This is a genomic window from Pseudoalteromonas amylolytica, assembly GCF_001854605.1.
GTDB lineage: Bacteria > Pseudomonadota > Gammaproteobacteria > Enterobacterales > Alteromonadaceae > Pseudoalteromonas > Pseudoalteromonas amylolytica.
This window is the reverse complement of record NZ_MKJU01000027.1, coordinates 265,682-282,542: the sequence shown is the minus strand read 5'-3', so window position 1 is coordinate 282,542 and position 16,861 is coordinate 265,682. Positions and strand designations below refer to the sequence as shown.

General features: G+C 45.8%; 7 protein-coding genes. All 7 read right to left on the bottom strand.

Annotated elements, in window-relative coordinates; all coding sequences use genetic code 11:
• Positions 1-15: 15 nt before the first annotated feature.
• The 7 genes from BET10_RS13280 to BET10_RS13250 all read right to left on the bottom strand — a co-directional run bounded on the left by BET10_RS13280 (position 16) and on the right by BET10_RS13250 (position 16,860).
• A complete protein-coding gene (locus BET10_RS13280; protein WP_070986065.1) occupies positions 16-1,392 on the bottom strand; it encodes an ATP-binding protein in 1,377 nt (458 codons plus the stop codon).
• An 11-nt stretch (positions 1,393-1,403) separates the two neighbouring features.
• Positions 1,404-2,249 (bottom strand): hypothetical protein, encoded by an 846-nt coding sequence (locus BET10_RS13275; protein ID WP_070986064.1) that lies wholly within the window; start codon positions 2,247-2,249, stop codon positions 1,404-1,406.
• Between the two features lie 76 nt (positions 2,250-2,325).
• Entirely contained in the window at positions 2,326-3,144 is an 819-nt protein-coding gene (locus tag BET10_RS13270; RefSeq protein ID WP_070986063.1) for a hypothetical protein, read from the bottom strand.
• A gap of 16 nt (positions 3,145-3,160) precedes the next feature.
• Positions 3,161-4,942, bottom strand: coding sequence for a hypothetical protein (locus BET10_RS13265; RefSeq protein ID WP_070986062.1), 1,782 nt, complete (start codon positions 4,940-4,942; stop codon positions 3,161-3,163).
• Positions 4,943-5,007: 65 nt separating this feature from the next.
• Positions 5,008-9,957, bottom strand: coding sequence for a contractile injection system tape measure protein (locus tag BET10_RS13260; protein WP_070986061.1), 4,950 nt, complete (start codon positions 9,955-9,957; stop codon positions 5,008-5,010).
• Entirely contained in the window at positions 9,944-12,823 is a 2,880-nt protein-coding gene (locus BET10_RS13255) for a hypothetical protein (protein ID WP_070986060.1), read from the bottom strand. Before BET10_RS13255 ends, BET10_RS13260 begins: the two co-directional genes overlap by 14 nt.
• Positions 12,820-16,860: a baseplate J/gp47 family protein gene (locus tag BET10_RS13250; RefSeq protein ID WP_139158578.1), complete on the bottom strand. Its 4,041-nt coding sequence runs from the start codon at positions 16,858-16,860 to the stop codon at positions 12,820-12,822. Before BET10_RS13250 ends, BET10_RS13255 begins: the two co-directional genes overlap by 4 nt.
• Position 16,861 lies beyond the last annotated feature (1 nt).

The following is a 16,861-nucleotide window of genomic DNA, read 5'->3' as shown; positions in this document are numbered from 1 at the left end:
ATGCCTACGTCTTATTCAACGTAATGCCTCCACACCAGAGATATTGATTGTCTTATTATCCTTTTGAAACTCTTGACGAATACTCTCTAGTAAGTCGGCCTGATAGACCACACGTTCATCTCTGCGAATGGCCTGTAGAGCACATTGGCGTAAAACATTAATGATTTGTCCCCCAGCCAGCTCAAAGTCTTGAGCAATCCGCTCAAGGTTAACGTCTTCGGCCAGATCACAAACTTGATCAAAGGCGTTTTGCCACAGCTTTAACCGCTCTTGTGGTCCTGGGATGGTAAACTGCACCATATTTTGGAAGCGTCGGGTAAACGCATCATCCATATTGGCACGTAAGTTGGTGGCCAAAATGACCGTCCCCGGAAAATCTTCAATCCGCTGCAATAAATACCCTGTGAGCTGATTGGCGTGGCGATCATTGGATGAGCTCGTTGCGGTCCGTTTGCCAAACAACGAGTCCGCCTCATCAAAGAATAAAATCCAATCTTTGTAACTGGCGACATCAAATACACGTGACAAGTTTTTCTCGGTTTCACCGATGTACTTTGACACTATCATTGATAGGTCAACACGGTAGATTTCCCGCTCTGTCACTTTTCCAAGCAATGCCGCAGTCATGGTTTTCCCGGTTCCAGGTGGGCCAAAAAATACCGCGCGATAGCCCGGTTTTACTTTTCTGCCAAGCTGCCAGTCCGTCATCAATACATGCCCGTATGACAACCATGCTCGAATTTCATCGACTCGTTTCATTACCGCGTAATCAAGCACCAAATCGTGCCACTGGTGAGGGCTTTCTAAGGCATGCGCTGGAAAACTGGTACTGAGCTCAGGTTGTACATGATTACCCGTGAGTAAGAAGTTTAACCAGTGTTCAGTGATTTTATACACCCCAGCCCAGTGCGGTAGCGCGGCATCGGCGCTCATCAGCTCAGTCACTTGTTCCGCCATAAAGCGGTGACGGCTCGACAACAGCCTGTCAACGTATACGCGCCACGGCGGATCGTTGCCTGCAATCAAAAAGTTTAGTGTTTGCCCTGTGGGTAAAAAGCCACCAAATGCTTTGTCACTCACCCCACCAAACTCACTAAATCCCCTGTCAATGAGCTGATTGACACCAAACAGAATATCTAACACCTCAGGCTTGATGGCAGGCGCCATAGCCAAAGCCAAAGCTAACCGCTCAAAACTGTCTAGCTCCCATTCGAGCACGAGGTCTTCATATGCGCTCTGTTTCTGTTCAACGGTAGGTGGGGCCAATTCAAACCAATGGTTTTCATGCCCTTCCTGTTTTAGGTAATTACAGATCACTTGATTGACGACAGAATGTAACCAGTCCATTTCTCGATACAGTGCAGCCAAATTCTGTTCCAGAGGATAGCTCATGGTGCAGCCTCCTATCGCTGGGTTTGTGTTAACAGCAAAACGTCATCCAACGTGGCATCTTGCCATTGGAAAAAGTCCTGACAGGTGTTGATGTTTAATTGCTCGGTTGTCGCCAGACTTAATAAATTTGCGTGCAGCCAATTGTCGATAGGTAACTGAGGTTTAAAGGTGCCTCTTTTATACAAATCATATAAATATTCATCAAATTTACGGTCGCTGATGGTGAGCTTTTTGGCTTTAAAAAAGTAAATGGGTCGCTCATTATTGTGCTCAAAAAACGCCAACCCACTGCTGTTGGTGATGTTACAGTGTTGCTGTTCAAACAAGCAGCGACTATGTTCACGCTCCCCTTCAAGCATAAGCTCAGCCCCATCCGTTGCCGCCACAGCCAAGCCCCACCGGTACATTCGAGCCACCGCAGTAACCACATAAGCTTGACGAAAAGTATATTTACTTTGTGTCAACTTCACGATTAGCTCTGGCGCAAGTTGTGACCAATTACGCATATATGTGGCCGAGGGGTCATCTCCATAAAACAGATAGCCGCCCGGGGCACTAAAGCGAAAGGTTTGCTGACGCTTGATAAGTTGCTCTTCAAACTGCTGCTCTACAACAAGGCTGTCATCAACCTTTAAACACGCCCGAGCATGACGCCAATCATCTTGTCTTAGCGTAAAAGGTTCATTGGCGTGAATATGGTTCACTAAATCAAGATCACATCCAGCATTGAGCAACGTAAGCATGCGCCCTTGATGGATTTGAAACACATCGCCCAGCTCTGCTTGCGTGCCAAACGGATGCACTGGGATCCAGCCACTGTCGTTGTAGCTGTCGAAGAAGAAATCTTTGTATATCATTGCTAACTCCTTGCCAAACCTAGGCTTGGAACTTGCTGTACATCTTACTCAACAAGCCCCTGCCCAGTGCTCATCTTTAAGCTGCAAATGCTGCGGCTTTAGCGGCTTCTAAGCCCGCATTAAGCGATGCTAAGGTAGCTTTTGCTTCAGCCAGTTGTGCTTGTGCATCTTCTAGCTGCGTGTTCGCCATATTACTGGCTGACAGTGCTTGCTTGTAACTGTCTGTTGATGCTTCATATAAATCTTGCAACAAGTTCTGCAAATGAGTCACTTGCTCAGACAAATTATGCGCCTGAGTAGATTGCACTGTGGAAACTTCTGAGGTTTCTGCCACTGGTGTAATACTGGCATAGCAGCTTTGTAATGCAGTGAGTGTCAACGATACAGCATTATTCGATTCTGCCACCGCATTGTTTAAAAATGTGATGAGGTCATCTGGTATCACCTGATTAACTGCCTTTCTTCGATTCACAAAATCAGACAGCTTTTCAATCACATCTACTGAGAAAATCAACTTGTTTATCAGTTTTGACATGTATTCAGCCGTCTCTGACAGCTTTTGACTTAAAGATCCCGACGCTGCAGTATGGCCACCAATTTGAGTCGCCACGATGTCTACATATCTGAGCGTTTCAGTAACATCAGAGCTAAGCGTTTTGGCTTGATTGTAATGACTAAGCGATGTTGCTTGTTTGCTACTTGCTAAAGCCAGCAAATTGGCAAAATAGGCTTGCTTTTCTGTCAGCGATGCAACCACATTAGATAATTCATTGACCGTAAACTGAGCCTGTGTGACTTGATCCGTTAAAGATTGGATGTCTGAGTTTTTTGATTGGGCAACGCCATAGCTTAACTGGTATCCATGGCCTGCCGAATTAGTTGTATTTTGAGGCATAATGAATTCTCCTTAATTACTCTTGGTCTGTTTCGGCTGATTCGTTGTCACCCGATGCCTTTTTGCTCGCAGTTTTTTTCGCTGAGCTTGATTTTGTTGAGCTTGATTTTGCTGATGCTGAACTTACTGGAGGTGACACAGTATGTTGAGTCCCTGACGGATAAGTTGTGCCATCCAAGGTTAAGTGTGGTATGTAGCTCGTTTGATCTGCCGCATCCGCTGGTAAGCACAGTACAGCCACGTAATAAGTTGTTTCGCCACTCTTATCTAGCGGATCGCCAAAGTTATCCGTTGTGTCACTGGTAATATCCGCAGTGACAGAATTATTATTCACAGTGCCTTTGATATAGTTCGCACTCGACACTTGCTGAGCTATCGCTGTATTAAAATAAAATGGCACTGTGTCGTAGTCTGAGCAGTTCAATAGTCCACTCTCGTCGGGCTTGTCCTCAGGTAAAAGCATTACTCTACAGTCAAGATGCACCTCACCCTCATCATGGCAACTTGGCTGATCAAGCGTCACTGTAATGCTATTTGTGTCTACTTGAATTTGAGATACAGAAGGCACATTTAAAGCCGGTGTGAATGAGGCTGAAGGGCTGCTGATCACATTATCGTACACGCCAATGTAGCGCTGGTACTCTAAGCTCAACTCAACATATACATAAGCGATATATTGCTGACCTAGCGCAATTGCATGTCCATCAATATCTACCAAATTACTATTGTTGCTGCCCGCATAGTGTTTGGTTATGGATTGATAATGTTGATCATCACTCGGTGCCATCAAGTAAAAACGATTGGCTGGTGTTTCTTGGGCTGGCGTTTCTTGGTTGGAGCCTCCAGAGGCTGGGGCTTTATAGTATTCACCAAATAAGGTTTCAATCTGCTCCAGCGTTATACTCGACTGAGTACTTGCTTTGGCAAAAAATACGAATTGTTGGTTAGTTGCTGATGGAATGATTGGTAAGTTGGCGGGGTGACGATAAAATGGCCCTAGATACTCAGTACTAGCCACTTCTATTGACCCGCTTTGTGGGGTTAACGTGCAAGTAAGATCCAAGTTTAGGTTAGTATTAGCTGTTATAATTGAATCATCGACCCCTAGCAGCTCACTTTTGGCATCTTTAAGTACGCCTTCAGCTTTGCGTTCAGCTTTTTTATCATCGTTTTCTGTCAGCTGATCACTTTCGTATTGTGTGGTCAACTTGGCAACCTCATCGTTCAATTCAGTTAACAAAGCTTCGAGTGCATTTTTTGAAGTCGTCACATTCGCGACCACATCCGAGCTCATTAATTCAGAACTTTTACTAGATGCTTCCATCGCCAGTTTTGAAGTATACTCGGCTTCGTTTGCCGTCTCTGAAATGAAATGGTTTGCCTGTTGCGTCTTTTTGTAGATATCCGTGTTATAACAAGACGCCAAAGCGATATTGAGCGCACTCCCCACATTGGCCGCTATTTTCGAAATAGAATTTGACGCCGCTTTAATATTAGCTGCCGCCGTTGCCACATTGCTGATTGCCGTTGTGGTATTAGATTGCTGCTGTGTCGCGGTGTCCGCCAAGTTGACCACAATGTTGTCGCACAGCACCGCTTGTTCATTAACCGCTCTGGCCTGTGCTAACTGATCATGAGTGTGCGCCTTGTGATCTCCACAGCTGATCAGTGCACCTTGGGCATAATATAAGTTATATTCTGCACTGCGCTGGTCAGACTGAATTTTTTGTTCCTCTGCATACAAGCCGCCAAGCGTTGAGCTGACCGTTTTCTGCAGGTTTTCGGAGTATGTGTTCATACCTTTCACCTTATCCTTCTTTCATATCAATCAATGTGAATTACATCCTTGGGTTACATCACCAACTAGGTTGGCCAAGTTACGTAAATCGGTTTTTCCATCCAAGGTAACTTGACTATCGAATACGACAACGGTGAACGGCTGATCAAAATGTCATACACGCGTTTTTCGACGATCAAATCCCAATGATCTTGTGCTTCGGTTAGGGTGCCATTGCGCACTAACCAGTTTCCTCTAAATCCATCTACTGACGTTTTGCCAATTGCTGGCCAATAGTTACACACCGCTTCTATCAAGCTGTGTATAGTGTCTATGTCGCTTTGACTTAACGTTACTCCCGCTTCAACAGGCTGCGTGACGCCATAGCCACACATCAGCTTGTTTAAAATTAAATGATGCTCTTCTGTTGCACTTTGCCCGGTGACCAAAAACTGTAAGTAATGCACAGCAGCACGCTGTTTTTGCTCACTGACAAACTTGTCGTCACTGACCAAACCTAAACGCTCGAATAAATGGGGTATAAAACTTTGTATAAGCACCAGCCCTGCGTTGGGCACGCTCATCGGAAACTCTGTGGGCTGCTCTGGCGCGTTATTTTCCTTTTCACCTAACACTTGCGCTAGCGCCTCATGTTGTAATGGGCTGTCAGAGTGTCTTTTTGTACTTTGCTGATAACGAGATAACTGTTTGCGCAACTCACTCAACGCATTCATTACATGGGGTAAATTTGGTATTGCGTCTTGACCCAGCGCCCGAGCTAAGTCGTCAGCACTACACACTTGATGCTGTACTAATTGCCAACATATTGCTTGTAGCAGTGACTCGGCGCTAAGTTCTGCTAACTCATTGTTCGCTAGCGCTCGCAATAGGCATATCAGCAAAAATTGCTCACACTCTTGTTCATTTAGTGCAATCCCCGAGCTTGCAAACGCCTTGAGTACATGTTCTACCTCGCTGAACATAGTGAGTTGTAGCGAAGTCAACTTACCTGCTCGGGTAAGGGCATCAAGTAGTGTTAAAAGGGTGATGTGGTTGGCAACACGAGCACGAACATTATCGTCATCAAGCAAGGGAGCAAGCGTATCGCACCAAAGCTTAGGCTTATGCAGCTGCATATCATTTAGCAATCTTGCACCACTGAACGAGGCGTGTAGGTCGATAAAATGAGGTCGAACACCATGGCAAAGCCAATACTCAAAAATGGCTTTGATGTTGCTTCGATTGAGGTATACACCATCAAAATCTTGCCGCCAATCACAGTGGTCTGTGCCATCAAAATACTGTCGCTTCGGCTCACGACTTAACCCATCACCTTTGTGCAAATCAGCTTGCTTTACTCTACTTGCTTGAGCAGACACAACGCTTGTACCATCCGTTAAGCGCTTCGCTGTGTGCTCATCAGCAGAGCTTTGAGCCGATAAATTTTGTGCAATATCTGTAAAGCTGCCTTGGTTGGTCACACGTTTGAGCTTATTGACAATATTTGTCCATGATGACTGAGGCAGCACAAAGCCTAGTCCCTTGCTTTGCGAATACCGCTCAAGCTGTGCAACACTGAGCGCTAAGTTCAATGAATGTGCCTGAGTCCATCTTAAGATCAATATTGCAATTAACTGAGTTGCTAGCTCTTTGGTGAACATTGCACTGTGCAAAGAACGAGTAGCAGCGTGAAGACAACTATTAAAATGCTGTGTCAACAGTTGCCAAAATAGACTTTTAGCAAGCTTGGCATCATTTTTTTGAAGCATGTGTTGTGTTTTGAAAAACTGTAGATTGCTCTCATCACCCGCAGCTATCGCACTGTGCAACCATGTATGTATTTGTTGGCACCATTTGTCACATGCAGCCACACCTTGCCATATGTCAGGCAACACGGGGCGCAGCCAAGAACGTAATAAAGGACTTTGCAACAATGACTTAAGTTGTCCGTTAGGAGTGCTCATCACTGCAACTTTTTGCACTATCATGACACCTAAATGCTGTTGCTCATCACGAAGCTGCTTAACCACCATAGCAAACAATTCATCGAAATTAAGCGGCTTTTCAGACATACTCACTGAACCTTTTTTGCCTGACTCTGAGGCCAAATACAGTCGATACAACCAGCACGCTTTAGTCGCTGTATCAAAAGGGTTTAACAACCAGTTAAGTAGGTCTTTATGATCTGCGACCTTTGTCAGTTCATAAATAAATACATGCTTTGAACCTCGCATATTCAGCAAGCACGTCAACAGTTCAGACACCGATTGGCGGCTCAGCTTGAGGGCACGCTTATAAGCTTGCTGACTAAGCCGTATCCTATTGTTTAGTAAGTTTTCTTGTGCTTGTAGGACAAGTACAGTGTTAGCGGGTTTGCTGGTAGATGACAAAGGCGCGATAGATTTGATTTCTGCGGCCTTGGTCGCCACCGAACTGGATGTCATCTCACCAACAGAACCACTATTTTTTTCAGTGTACGTATGTGCCTGTCGGCGCGCTTCCATTTGCAAAACTGTTTGACTGATTTGCTTAATCGCAATACGTGACGTTTTGGGCTTTACAAGCGTGGTCATTTTGCCAACCATGGCATCTGTCGCTGACGCATCAGCAGAAACATCCTGCATTTTTTGCACTGAGCGGCGCATTGATGTTGTTCGAGCAAATTGTACAACTAAATAACGACGTAGCTTTGTTACTGGCAGCACGAAGTGAGTCGCAAGATGGTTTAAAAAAGATGTGACTTTTTGACCAGGCAACTCGGCAAAGCTTTTTATCTCTTTGTGTAAGCCCCCTTTACAGGCAAATTCAGCGCAAAGCTTTAATACCATCTCCGTAGGTAAATTAAAGCGTAATGCTAATGCTTTAAACGTCTTGATCAGGCTATAACTTAATGGCGCATAGATCACATGCTCTGGTACTCTGTCGTAAGTTGAGGGTAGCGCTAGTAAGTCTGCACTCAAGGCGCCTTTTAAGCTCTGTACCAATGACTTTTCTAATACTTCATGAGGCTGACTTTCCAACTGCACATTTGACCATATTTGCTGTAGCAGAGCACTGTGAGACAAAGAGAACCGTTGCGCTATATGGCCTGTTGTGCGTATAAACCATTGCTCAATACTGTTAACTTCTGGCTGATTCAGCAAACTAAAAGCGATGCTTTCAATTAGCTGCGTTAACGACCAATGCTGAGTAACCTGAGGCATGAGTCCTTGTTGCTGCCAGTTGTGTAGGGCGCTGATAAGCTGTATCGATTCAGATGCATAATTGGGCGATAAAGCGTGTATTAATTGCTTAACGTCACTCCACAGTAGCATTCCAGATGACGTCATTGCCGCCACCAGCTTTTGCGCAAGCTGATAACGCTGCGAGACACCCAAGTGATGGCGCTTTAGTAGACTATACAAGGAGCGAGGGCTGCCTACGGGGCGCACCATGATCATCCCTCGCAGTGCATGCTGCCAACTTAAAGTGTTTAACTGCCCGAACATAAGGGAGGGATAATCAGAGCTGTGTTGCACTTGCTCATCAATCAGCGCCCCGTACTGTTTCAACCAAAACGTATCATTGTGCTGCTCTTGCTTGGCTTGGCGTTGTTGTAAGTCAGCCAAGATGGTGAATAATTCGTATTGTTGGCCTGCTTTACTGGGCAGACTATTAGTTTGCTGTAATAACAGCAAAACTAAGTGGTAATCTACACCAAAGTGCTGGCTAACTTGCGAGAGGGTAGTATGCACAAACTGTCTGCGATTGAAATAGCTGCCCCTATTCACAAATAGATAAGCAAGCAATACACGCCAAATAACTTCAGGGTCTAAATGCTGCGCTTTAAGCAAGGTTTGCGTATGTGACACATGTGCCAAAATAAATGACGTATCGTGGGGTGCAACCACATCCACTATATGCGCCAGTTGTTGTTCATTAAATTGCTTAACGATGTGTACTCGAACCGCTTCGGCTTGGCCTTCTTGCTTCAGTGCAAGTGCCATCTTACTCGGCTCAACCTGCGCCAATCGAGTAAACAACTCCGTCAAATGGTAGGTATGACCATATTCTTGAATACTTGCTTGTTTGTCATGTAGTAGCCCTGAGAATATTGACCATAAATCGGTTTGTACATCGACTTTGGAAGCATCTTTGAGTTGCTGTTGTTCACTTCGTTGAATATCTATCAGCACCTGCAAAAATTGCGGCGCGACCAGCCCTGTCTCCTGCATGCGTTTTGCCACCTCACTCATCTGCTCAAGCAGGTCATGAAATGAGAGTTGATAGTGCTGTGCCATTTGCCAAAGCGTGGCACGCACAAATTGCGAAGTGTTAAACAGAGTACCTCGGTCTACCAGCAAATGGGTTAAAACCCAGTACCAAAGATGCGTTTGTAGGTTGCTATCTTTGGGGATACGGCTCTGTGGCTGTTGCTGTGCTAACAAAATATTGTCTGCATAACTACAAATAAACTGTGCATTCCATGGTTCAAGAATTTGTACCGTTTTACGAGTTCTCGCTTCTCCCCATTGCCAAACAATGCGCCGTCGCACCGCATCTCTGTGGCCAACATCACGAATAAGCGATGCTAGCGCATTGGGCTGTTGGCTCATTTGTGCGTCAACAACATGCAACGGGCTATTGTTGCCCACCACCCACCACGGCGATACGCCATAGAGCAAAAACCAGCGCAATAAAGCCAACTCAGACTCATCTTGCCCCACGATGGTCATCTTATTGCCACTGCCACTTTGTGAGTCAGCCCCATAGCGCTGTAACATTTTCAGTAGCGCTTGTTCGAGTGCTGCCGCCACTTTTATGGGTAATTGAGTATCTAGCTCACTGAGTGCCAACGTGCCCAAATCAATATGTAGCTGCTCAATGCGCCACGTTTGGGCGGCTGGGCAATAGCGCTCAAACACACTATTGAGCACACTTGGCAATATTTGGTTACTCCACTGGCTTAGCGCATCTTGTAACTGGGTAACGTTAGTTTGATCATCAAAACTGGTCTGCCACTGACACTGGCCAATCATATGTTTAGACATCATCATCGACGACCTCCTGCAAGTGCTGGAGTTTATCTTTTAGCCCATCTGATAATGCTTGTTGTGCCCCTTGTGAGCCCTGAATAGGATGGCGCTCAATCAGGCGTTGCTGGTTAAACCATTGGCAATAATTAGTGACTAACTCACTGAGCTGGCTGACATTAGCCGTTAATAACGTCAGTGTGACGTGGCTCGGCCAATGCAACTGTTGAATCGCTCGAATGCAATAAATAAATTTCGGCTGATGGACCAAGCACACATAATCAGGCAGTACGAGTGACGATGCCAGATAGTACCAATCATCACTATCCGCTGTTTGTAATGCGACTTGAACCGCAGCGCTTTGCAACAGCGTATGCTCAATCAGCAACATGCCTTTGCGGTATCCACTCAACCAAGCAAGCTGATCAATGTATTGCTGTATGTTTGTGACCTGCCAAGAGGTCTCAGGATTCACAAGCGTCATGACCTGCTGTCCACTGATACTAATGTTCAAAGTATCAGCACCACGTGTGGCAACAATATCATCGATGTTAAACGATGTAGGTTGCGTACTGTCGCGCTCTTCAACCGTCGTCGCTTGTTCCAACCAAGCTGCAAAGTCGGGGTCGTTAATAAGCGTTACTAAAGCCGCGGCCAAGGTACGTAGATGCGCAGCAAATCCTATGAGTAAATCTAACTTAAGCTCAAATACCGAAAAGTTGGCAAAGTCTTGGCTTGTCAGCTTGCCATAAGCATCAAGCGCCTGTGCATTATACTGGCCATCTAACATTAAGCGTTGTTGAACGTTTTCGAGCAGCTGTTGGTTACCATCCACCAGAGGAATTGAAGAGGCCAACGCACGGCTTTGTTTTACCACTTTGCTGGTATCGATTTTACCGTCTTTGCCCTTACTTTTGGCGTGCTTTGCTAATTGCTTCATTAACAAGGAGGCGATGGCGCGAGCCAGCTGACCTTTATCGGGGAAAGCTTGTTGGTAAACGCCACTGATGATTTTACCAAAGTCAGGACTCTTACTGGCAATGAGCTGCTTGTACTGATTAAAGCTCAAACGATAGCGTCCAGGGGGTGGCAACACTTGCGCCAACGCAAATTGTAATGCCTGCACGCGACGGTAGCTCAATTGCTGTAAGTTTTGTAACCAGATAGATTTAACAATAATACGCGTTTGTAGCTTGCTGCCATACCACTGAGATGCATCAATAATATCGTTGTATAGGTCCGCAGGTTCTCCTTGTCGTGCAAGCAAATGACTCAGCATGCTATCGCGGCGCTGCTGTGCCTCTTGTTGATTTTCTACTATCTGGCTCAAGCCATGATTGTATTGATTAAATGGGTCGTCTTTAAAGCGCTGCCAAGCCAGCGCATTTCTTTGCGCGGTGTCACTTGGGTCATCGGGATAGAAAAATTGATATTGTTGCTGACCTTTGAGCAACGCTTGTACATCAGGCACCTCATACAAAGGCTGATAAAAGTAGCTTCGAATAAAGCTTTGACTCGGAATAGCAGGCGGCTGAGATGATTTATCTCCATGGCCTTGTAGATAGAACGGCTGCTGGGAGGTCGGAACAATATCAAAACCAAAGGTGAACAAGTTACTTAAGTTGGCCAATTGCGAGAATTGATTTGCCAGCACTTGATCAAACAACAACAGGTAGCCTTTTAACTGTCGTGATTGAGCAACCCGGTGCTCGCTGGCATCTGACTCCAGTGAATTAACCCCTACCGCGTAAATGTCGGGAAAGGTGTTTTGGATTGAGTAGTAGCTTTCAATGTCACGATAGCGTCCAGTTGGCTTTTTCGGCGTTAAATCAACCTGCGCCGCAATACTTTGATTTTGGCAATGCAACTCAATTTGCGACAGTAAATTGGTCTGCTGCCAAGGCTGCATATTGAGCGGCGCTTGATGTTGTATCAAGGTAAAGCTCGCGTCTGGTTCCAACTGCGCTATGCTATCTGGTGCTATCGTCACCGAGTTCACGTCAGTTTGGCCATTTAAGGTGAACGACTCAACTGCTGTTACCCCACTGACTTGGCTTATCAAGGTGATTAACTCAACCTTTTGAACAACGCTTCGTTTGCTTCCCAATGGGTTACTGCCTAGCATCCAGCCATTTTGCAATTTTGGTCCATCAAAAATTTGCTCTGCCGACTCTTCCGAAGTGCACGCCTGTTGATAACCAACCCGCTTCACTTGTGGGCTAACGTAATCGGCCAGCGCTTGTACGATATCCACATATACCTGCTCAGGGTTGGCATCTTGTGTCAGCAACACTTCACCACTGAGGGTGATGCTTTGTTGATGTAACACTTGTGGCATTAAAAAGTATTCACCCACATTACGGTTTTTGTTCAACAGCTGATACACCGCACTGCATAACGCTTGTTGCGCCACAGTTACACCCTCTTGTAGGGTGAATAACTGGTGAGCATAAAGCCAAACTTGATATAAACCTGTGAGCTGCTCATCCACACTCAGCGGCTGCAAATATACATTGTCAATGTCATCTAGGGTATCAACCACCAGCTTTCTGTAATCGCTTGCGCTCACAGGGCCGGTAGTTAAAATCTCATCAATGGCATAAAATTGCTGTTGATAATCAATACTGCCATCGGGCTGGGTTAATACATCAGCGATATCAAAGGTATTCACATAACCCAGCTCGGTTAATGCAAACACAATTTGCTCTAAAATCGTAACGCCTGGGTCGCTGTCGTTGTAATTACTCCACTGTGATCCGGCGAGTGCTTTAAGGGTGTTAATGCCGGTATTTTTTAAGAACGTAAACTGTAAGGCTTCGGGCAAAGGTCCCGAACTAATACTATTTTGCTGTACTAAGGTGTCTAACGACATGGCTGCGGACTCACTCATACACCCGCCTCCAATAACGTATTTACTGGCAACGAAACCGCTTGCGCTGAGCTGTTATCCCCTTCTGGGTTCTGCTCGCCACCTGCTCTTAAAAACGTAAAGCTATGCTCGTTTGCAGGCACAAAAATAGCGTTGTCGCTACTTGGCGTCATAGTATCTACTTGCGCGCTAGTTTGTTTATTCAAAGAGTTATTCTGCGTATTAAGCGCTGCTGAGAATGAGATAGGCGCAGGTGACACTGCCAACTGTTGAATTGCTTCTACTTGTTTAAAACTGGCAATGTATGCTGCCAAGCCCGCCTTGCTCAAGCCACTGTTTAGGCAATATTGCGGTTGATTCGTCTTTATCCAAGGTGCTAAATAAACATTAACTCCTGAGGTTAGAACTAAGTTCAAGTCGTTAATATTGGTGTCTTTGCTGACCACTAACTCCGCACTAACGACGATGGTTTCATGCGCTAAGTTACATACCTCGACTTGGGTCATCGCCGAGACTCGACTCGACAAATAATCGCTGATTTGTAACTGGTATGCTTTGGGCATAACAGGTACAAACGCATTGGCTTGTGCAGGCGATGTGTACTGTTGCACAACCCCAAGCCTTACTGTGCCTGCATGTGTACAAGTCAGCCGCTTCACGTAGAAAACTCCACTATAAGCCTGTTTTACCAGCAAGCAGTAATCCCAGTCGCTGCTAGCGCGATTTTTTGTTTTCAACCGCTGACTTACCCGCTGTTCAAACTGGCTAGTATTCTCAGCAGCACGCCCCACCATAGATGCAAAAGGCTGAACGAGCTTACTGATCGCTGGCGTTTTCAAAGCAGGTGCTTTGACTTGTTCAGCCGCTAGGCTAGGGGCTGTTCCCAATGGTAATGAAATGGGCGCACAACGCTGAATTTTCACCGCTTGGGTGTTGCAATACACGCATTGTACTTGGCGCGGCTTTTCCTGTGTCAGCATCAACCACGCAGTATTCACTTCTTTACCCTGAGGTTTTGGCCAAATCGGCGAGTCCAGTGCAACATCTTGCGCTAAATCCAGTTCGATGATGCCAGAGCGAGTCAATGCACGTGTTTCATCCGCCAGAATATTCACCGCCTGCCAGCCACTGTTACTCCAATAAAATATGTCGACGAAATTTGTATGGCGGTCGCCACTGATGTCCTGCGCTAGCTCTACAAAAATACTCAGTCGGCAAGGTGGACTAACCTGCTCAAGCTGCATATATAAACTCAATGCAGGCTTACTGACTCCTTGATATAGCGCCAAACCAATATTTTCTTCGGGCTGCGCAGCAGATTGCATCATGGGGACTGCAGGAGCAACAGGTTGCAACTGTAGGTGACGTTCATCCACATTGGGGAGTTGCTGGCCTGCTTGCTGATAAAAATACAGGTAGTTTTGCCATGGGCCGATGTGTTGCAGCGCAAATCCTTGGCGTAATGTTGCCATGGGTGACGTAAATTGAATGGTTTGCTCCGCTTCATAGCTCATCGCGACGCGCTTGGCTTGCAACTGTAATGGGGCGTTAGGCATCGGTTTTAGTTTACCTTTGTCCGAGCCAAACAACTGTGCGGTTTTATTGACCACTGTAGTTAAAATGGCGAACAATCCCGATCCGGCAATCAGCGTTTGTGCATTTTGCAAACTGACATTATTCACAACAGCGCCATAGAGTTGCTCTCCAAAGCCCTGCGTAGGCGCGGTCAGTGTCATGCGTATGCTTGGGTTTTTGTTACTTGCCGTGTCGGTCGCTTTTACGTTTGCGCATTGCAAGGCGCTGGTGAGCGTAAATACAAACTCACTCGACTTAGCATTAATGTTTTGCCCAGAGGAGCCTTTGTGCTGCGCGAATAAACCATTGCTTATTTGTTTTATTGGAGTACCAATATTGCCATGAGTATCACCGCCTGTATCAGGCACAGTCGAAGTGCTATCGGTGGTTGATAGTGCCTCTGAGTTACTTGCAAACGAGGCGTTACTATCTTCAGAGCTAAAGCCCACTGTAGGTTCAATGCGGTTGCTAAAATCCGCCAGTTCACTGACGCCGCGGTCTTTGAAGTCATGCAGGGAGTCTGCCTGTGATGCCTTTAACTCATCCGGTAGCGTCAGCGCCACTTGCGCATCTTGCCACCCTGATGGCTGCATAACACTCCACGCCACTGTAAACACATTATTGCTGTAGACAACCGCATCACCTACTTGTGCTTTGTTATTATCGATATAGTCATTGTAGGCGTCATAATAGACACTGAAATCCTCGGGCACATTGTCCCAGTCCACTCGAAGTTTAAGCGACGTCACAGGTTTGGCGAAGGCTTCTGGATAACTAAGATAGAAATGGCTATCAACCTGAGGACGCGTCCCGAGCAAATACATGGCTTTGTTGTTGGTTAGCAGGCCGTTGTCATTGCTTGGCGCCAGTAACTCACTATCTTCAACCAAGACATGTAATTTAATGCTCAATAAGCGAGGCTGGGATTGCAAGTTAACCGAATTGGGCAACATCACCTTGCAATAAGGCATTTGCAACGGAAAGTCCACGTCAGGTTTTGCAAATGTTGTGATCGCTTCAAAGCTGCTGGAAAACTTCAAGGTCAGTTGTAGCTGTTTACTATGCGGCGCAGACCAGACCAATGAGCTGACAGGTTTAGGTCCAGAACCGACAGCCTTTGGCAAAATATCTACCCAGCCCTTTGCGCACGACACTGCAATCTGCGCATTTTGATAATGGGTAACTTCCATGTCGTGCGAAAAAGTAAGCGTCAAGGTAACAGTGCGATTGCCTGCATTTAAAAACAGCATATCACTTGCCAGTGCAAAACCTTGTTGTACTTGCTCTCCTTGATTGCTGGCAAACCAATCACTAGAAAGCACCCGTCCCGTTTGGCTTTTCCTGAGTTTGGTACTATCAGCAAATGTTTGCAAATACTGTTGCATATCATTACCGGCATCAGAGCTTGGCACGTAGCTCACACCGTACATACGTACAAACGATGCGTGATTAAGCTCTGTTTGCTCAGTGCTTGCAAACAACACGGGAGATTTATCAGGGTAAGCGCCCGCCGTGAATTGGGTGCCTTGTGGCATTTCATAGCTTGATACTGACTTGTGCAAGGTTAAACACAGATAGGTATAGTCTGGCTGTGCTGAGGCTGGTGTTTGCTTTAATAACGTCTTGTAGTAAAAATCCAAGTGCTTTTGCGAGTATTGATTAAATTGTTGCTGTGAATATGTAAGCAACTGGTTTGCAACAATAATAAGACTGGTATCAGGAAAGTCATTCTGCTGTACCACCATATCGTAAAAGGCGGGTTTGGCGCTTTGGATCACCTGTACAAAAAAGCGATAAACCTGCTGATAAATGTTCTCCAACCCTTGAATTGCGTCGAATGCATTCTCTACATGGGTATTATTTTTAGTGCGTTTATTAGTAAACCAGTTTGGATTAAAGTCACTAAAACGTGCCTCACTCGGCTTGGGTACGCACTCGCTTAGCTGGCCCGATAAATAGTCTTGTAATGCCAAACGTTGCCAAAGCTGTTTACCAATCGATCCGGTGATCTGCTGTAAAATATAATCCCGTAGGTCAAAGTCTACGGTGCTTAGTTCTAGATTTTCTACCCAGCTATTGATGGTTTCAAATAGCTGATCAAGTAACAACAGTAGCTGGGAGATACAATGATTATTCAGGCTAGGAGGTAGTACCAGTGCTTGTGCATCTTGCGGCTCCTTCTGTTGGCTCAACCAATGTTTTATGCGCGCTAACGGTCCTGTTATTTGATTAAACCTAAAGTACATGCTCTGATAAGCAGTTTTGCTTATCACCGCCAGCAAGATCACTGGATCTTTGAGCACCACACCGCGCCAATCTCCAGCGATTTGGTTTTGTTCATCATAAAATAGGATAAGCTCTGACAAAGATGCAACAAATGCAAGGCGATCACGAATATCACGTCCATCCAACGCAATAGAGTTCGGATCTAAGCGAGCATTTAGCTGCGCCTGCATCGTTACAAAGTCGAGCCTGTTATGCACC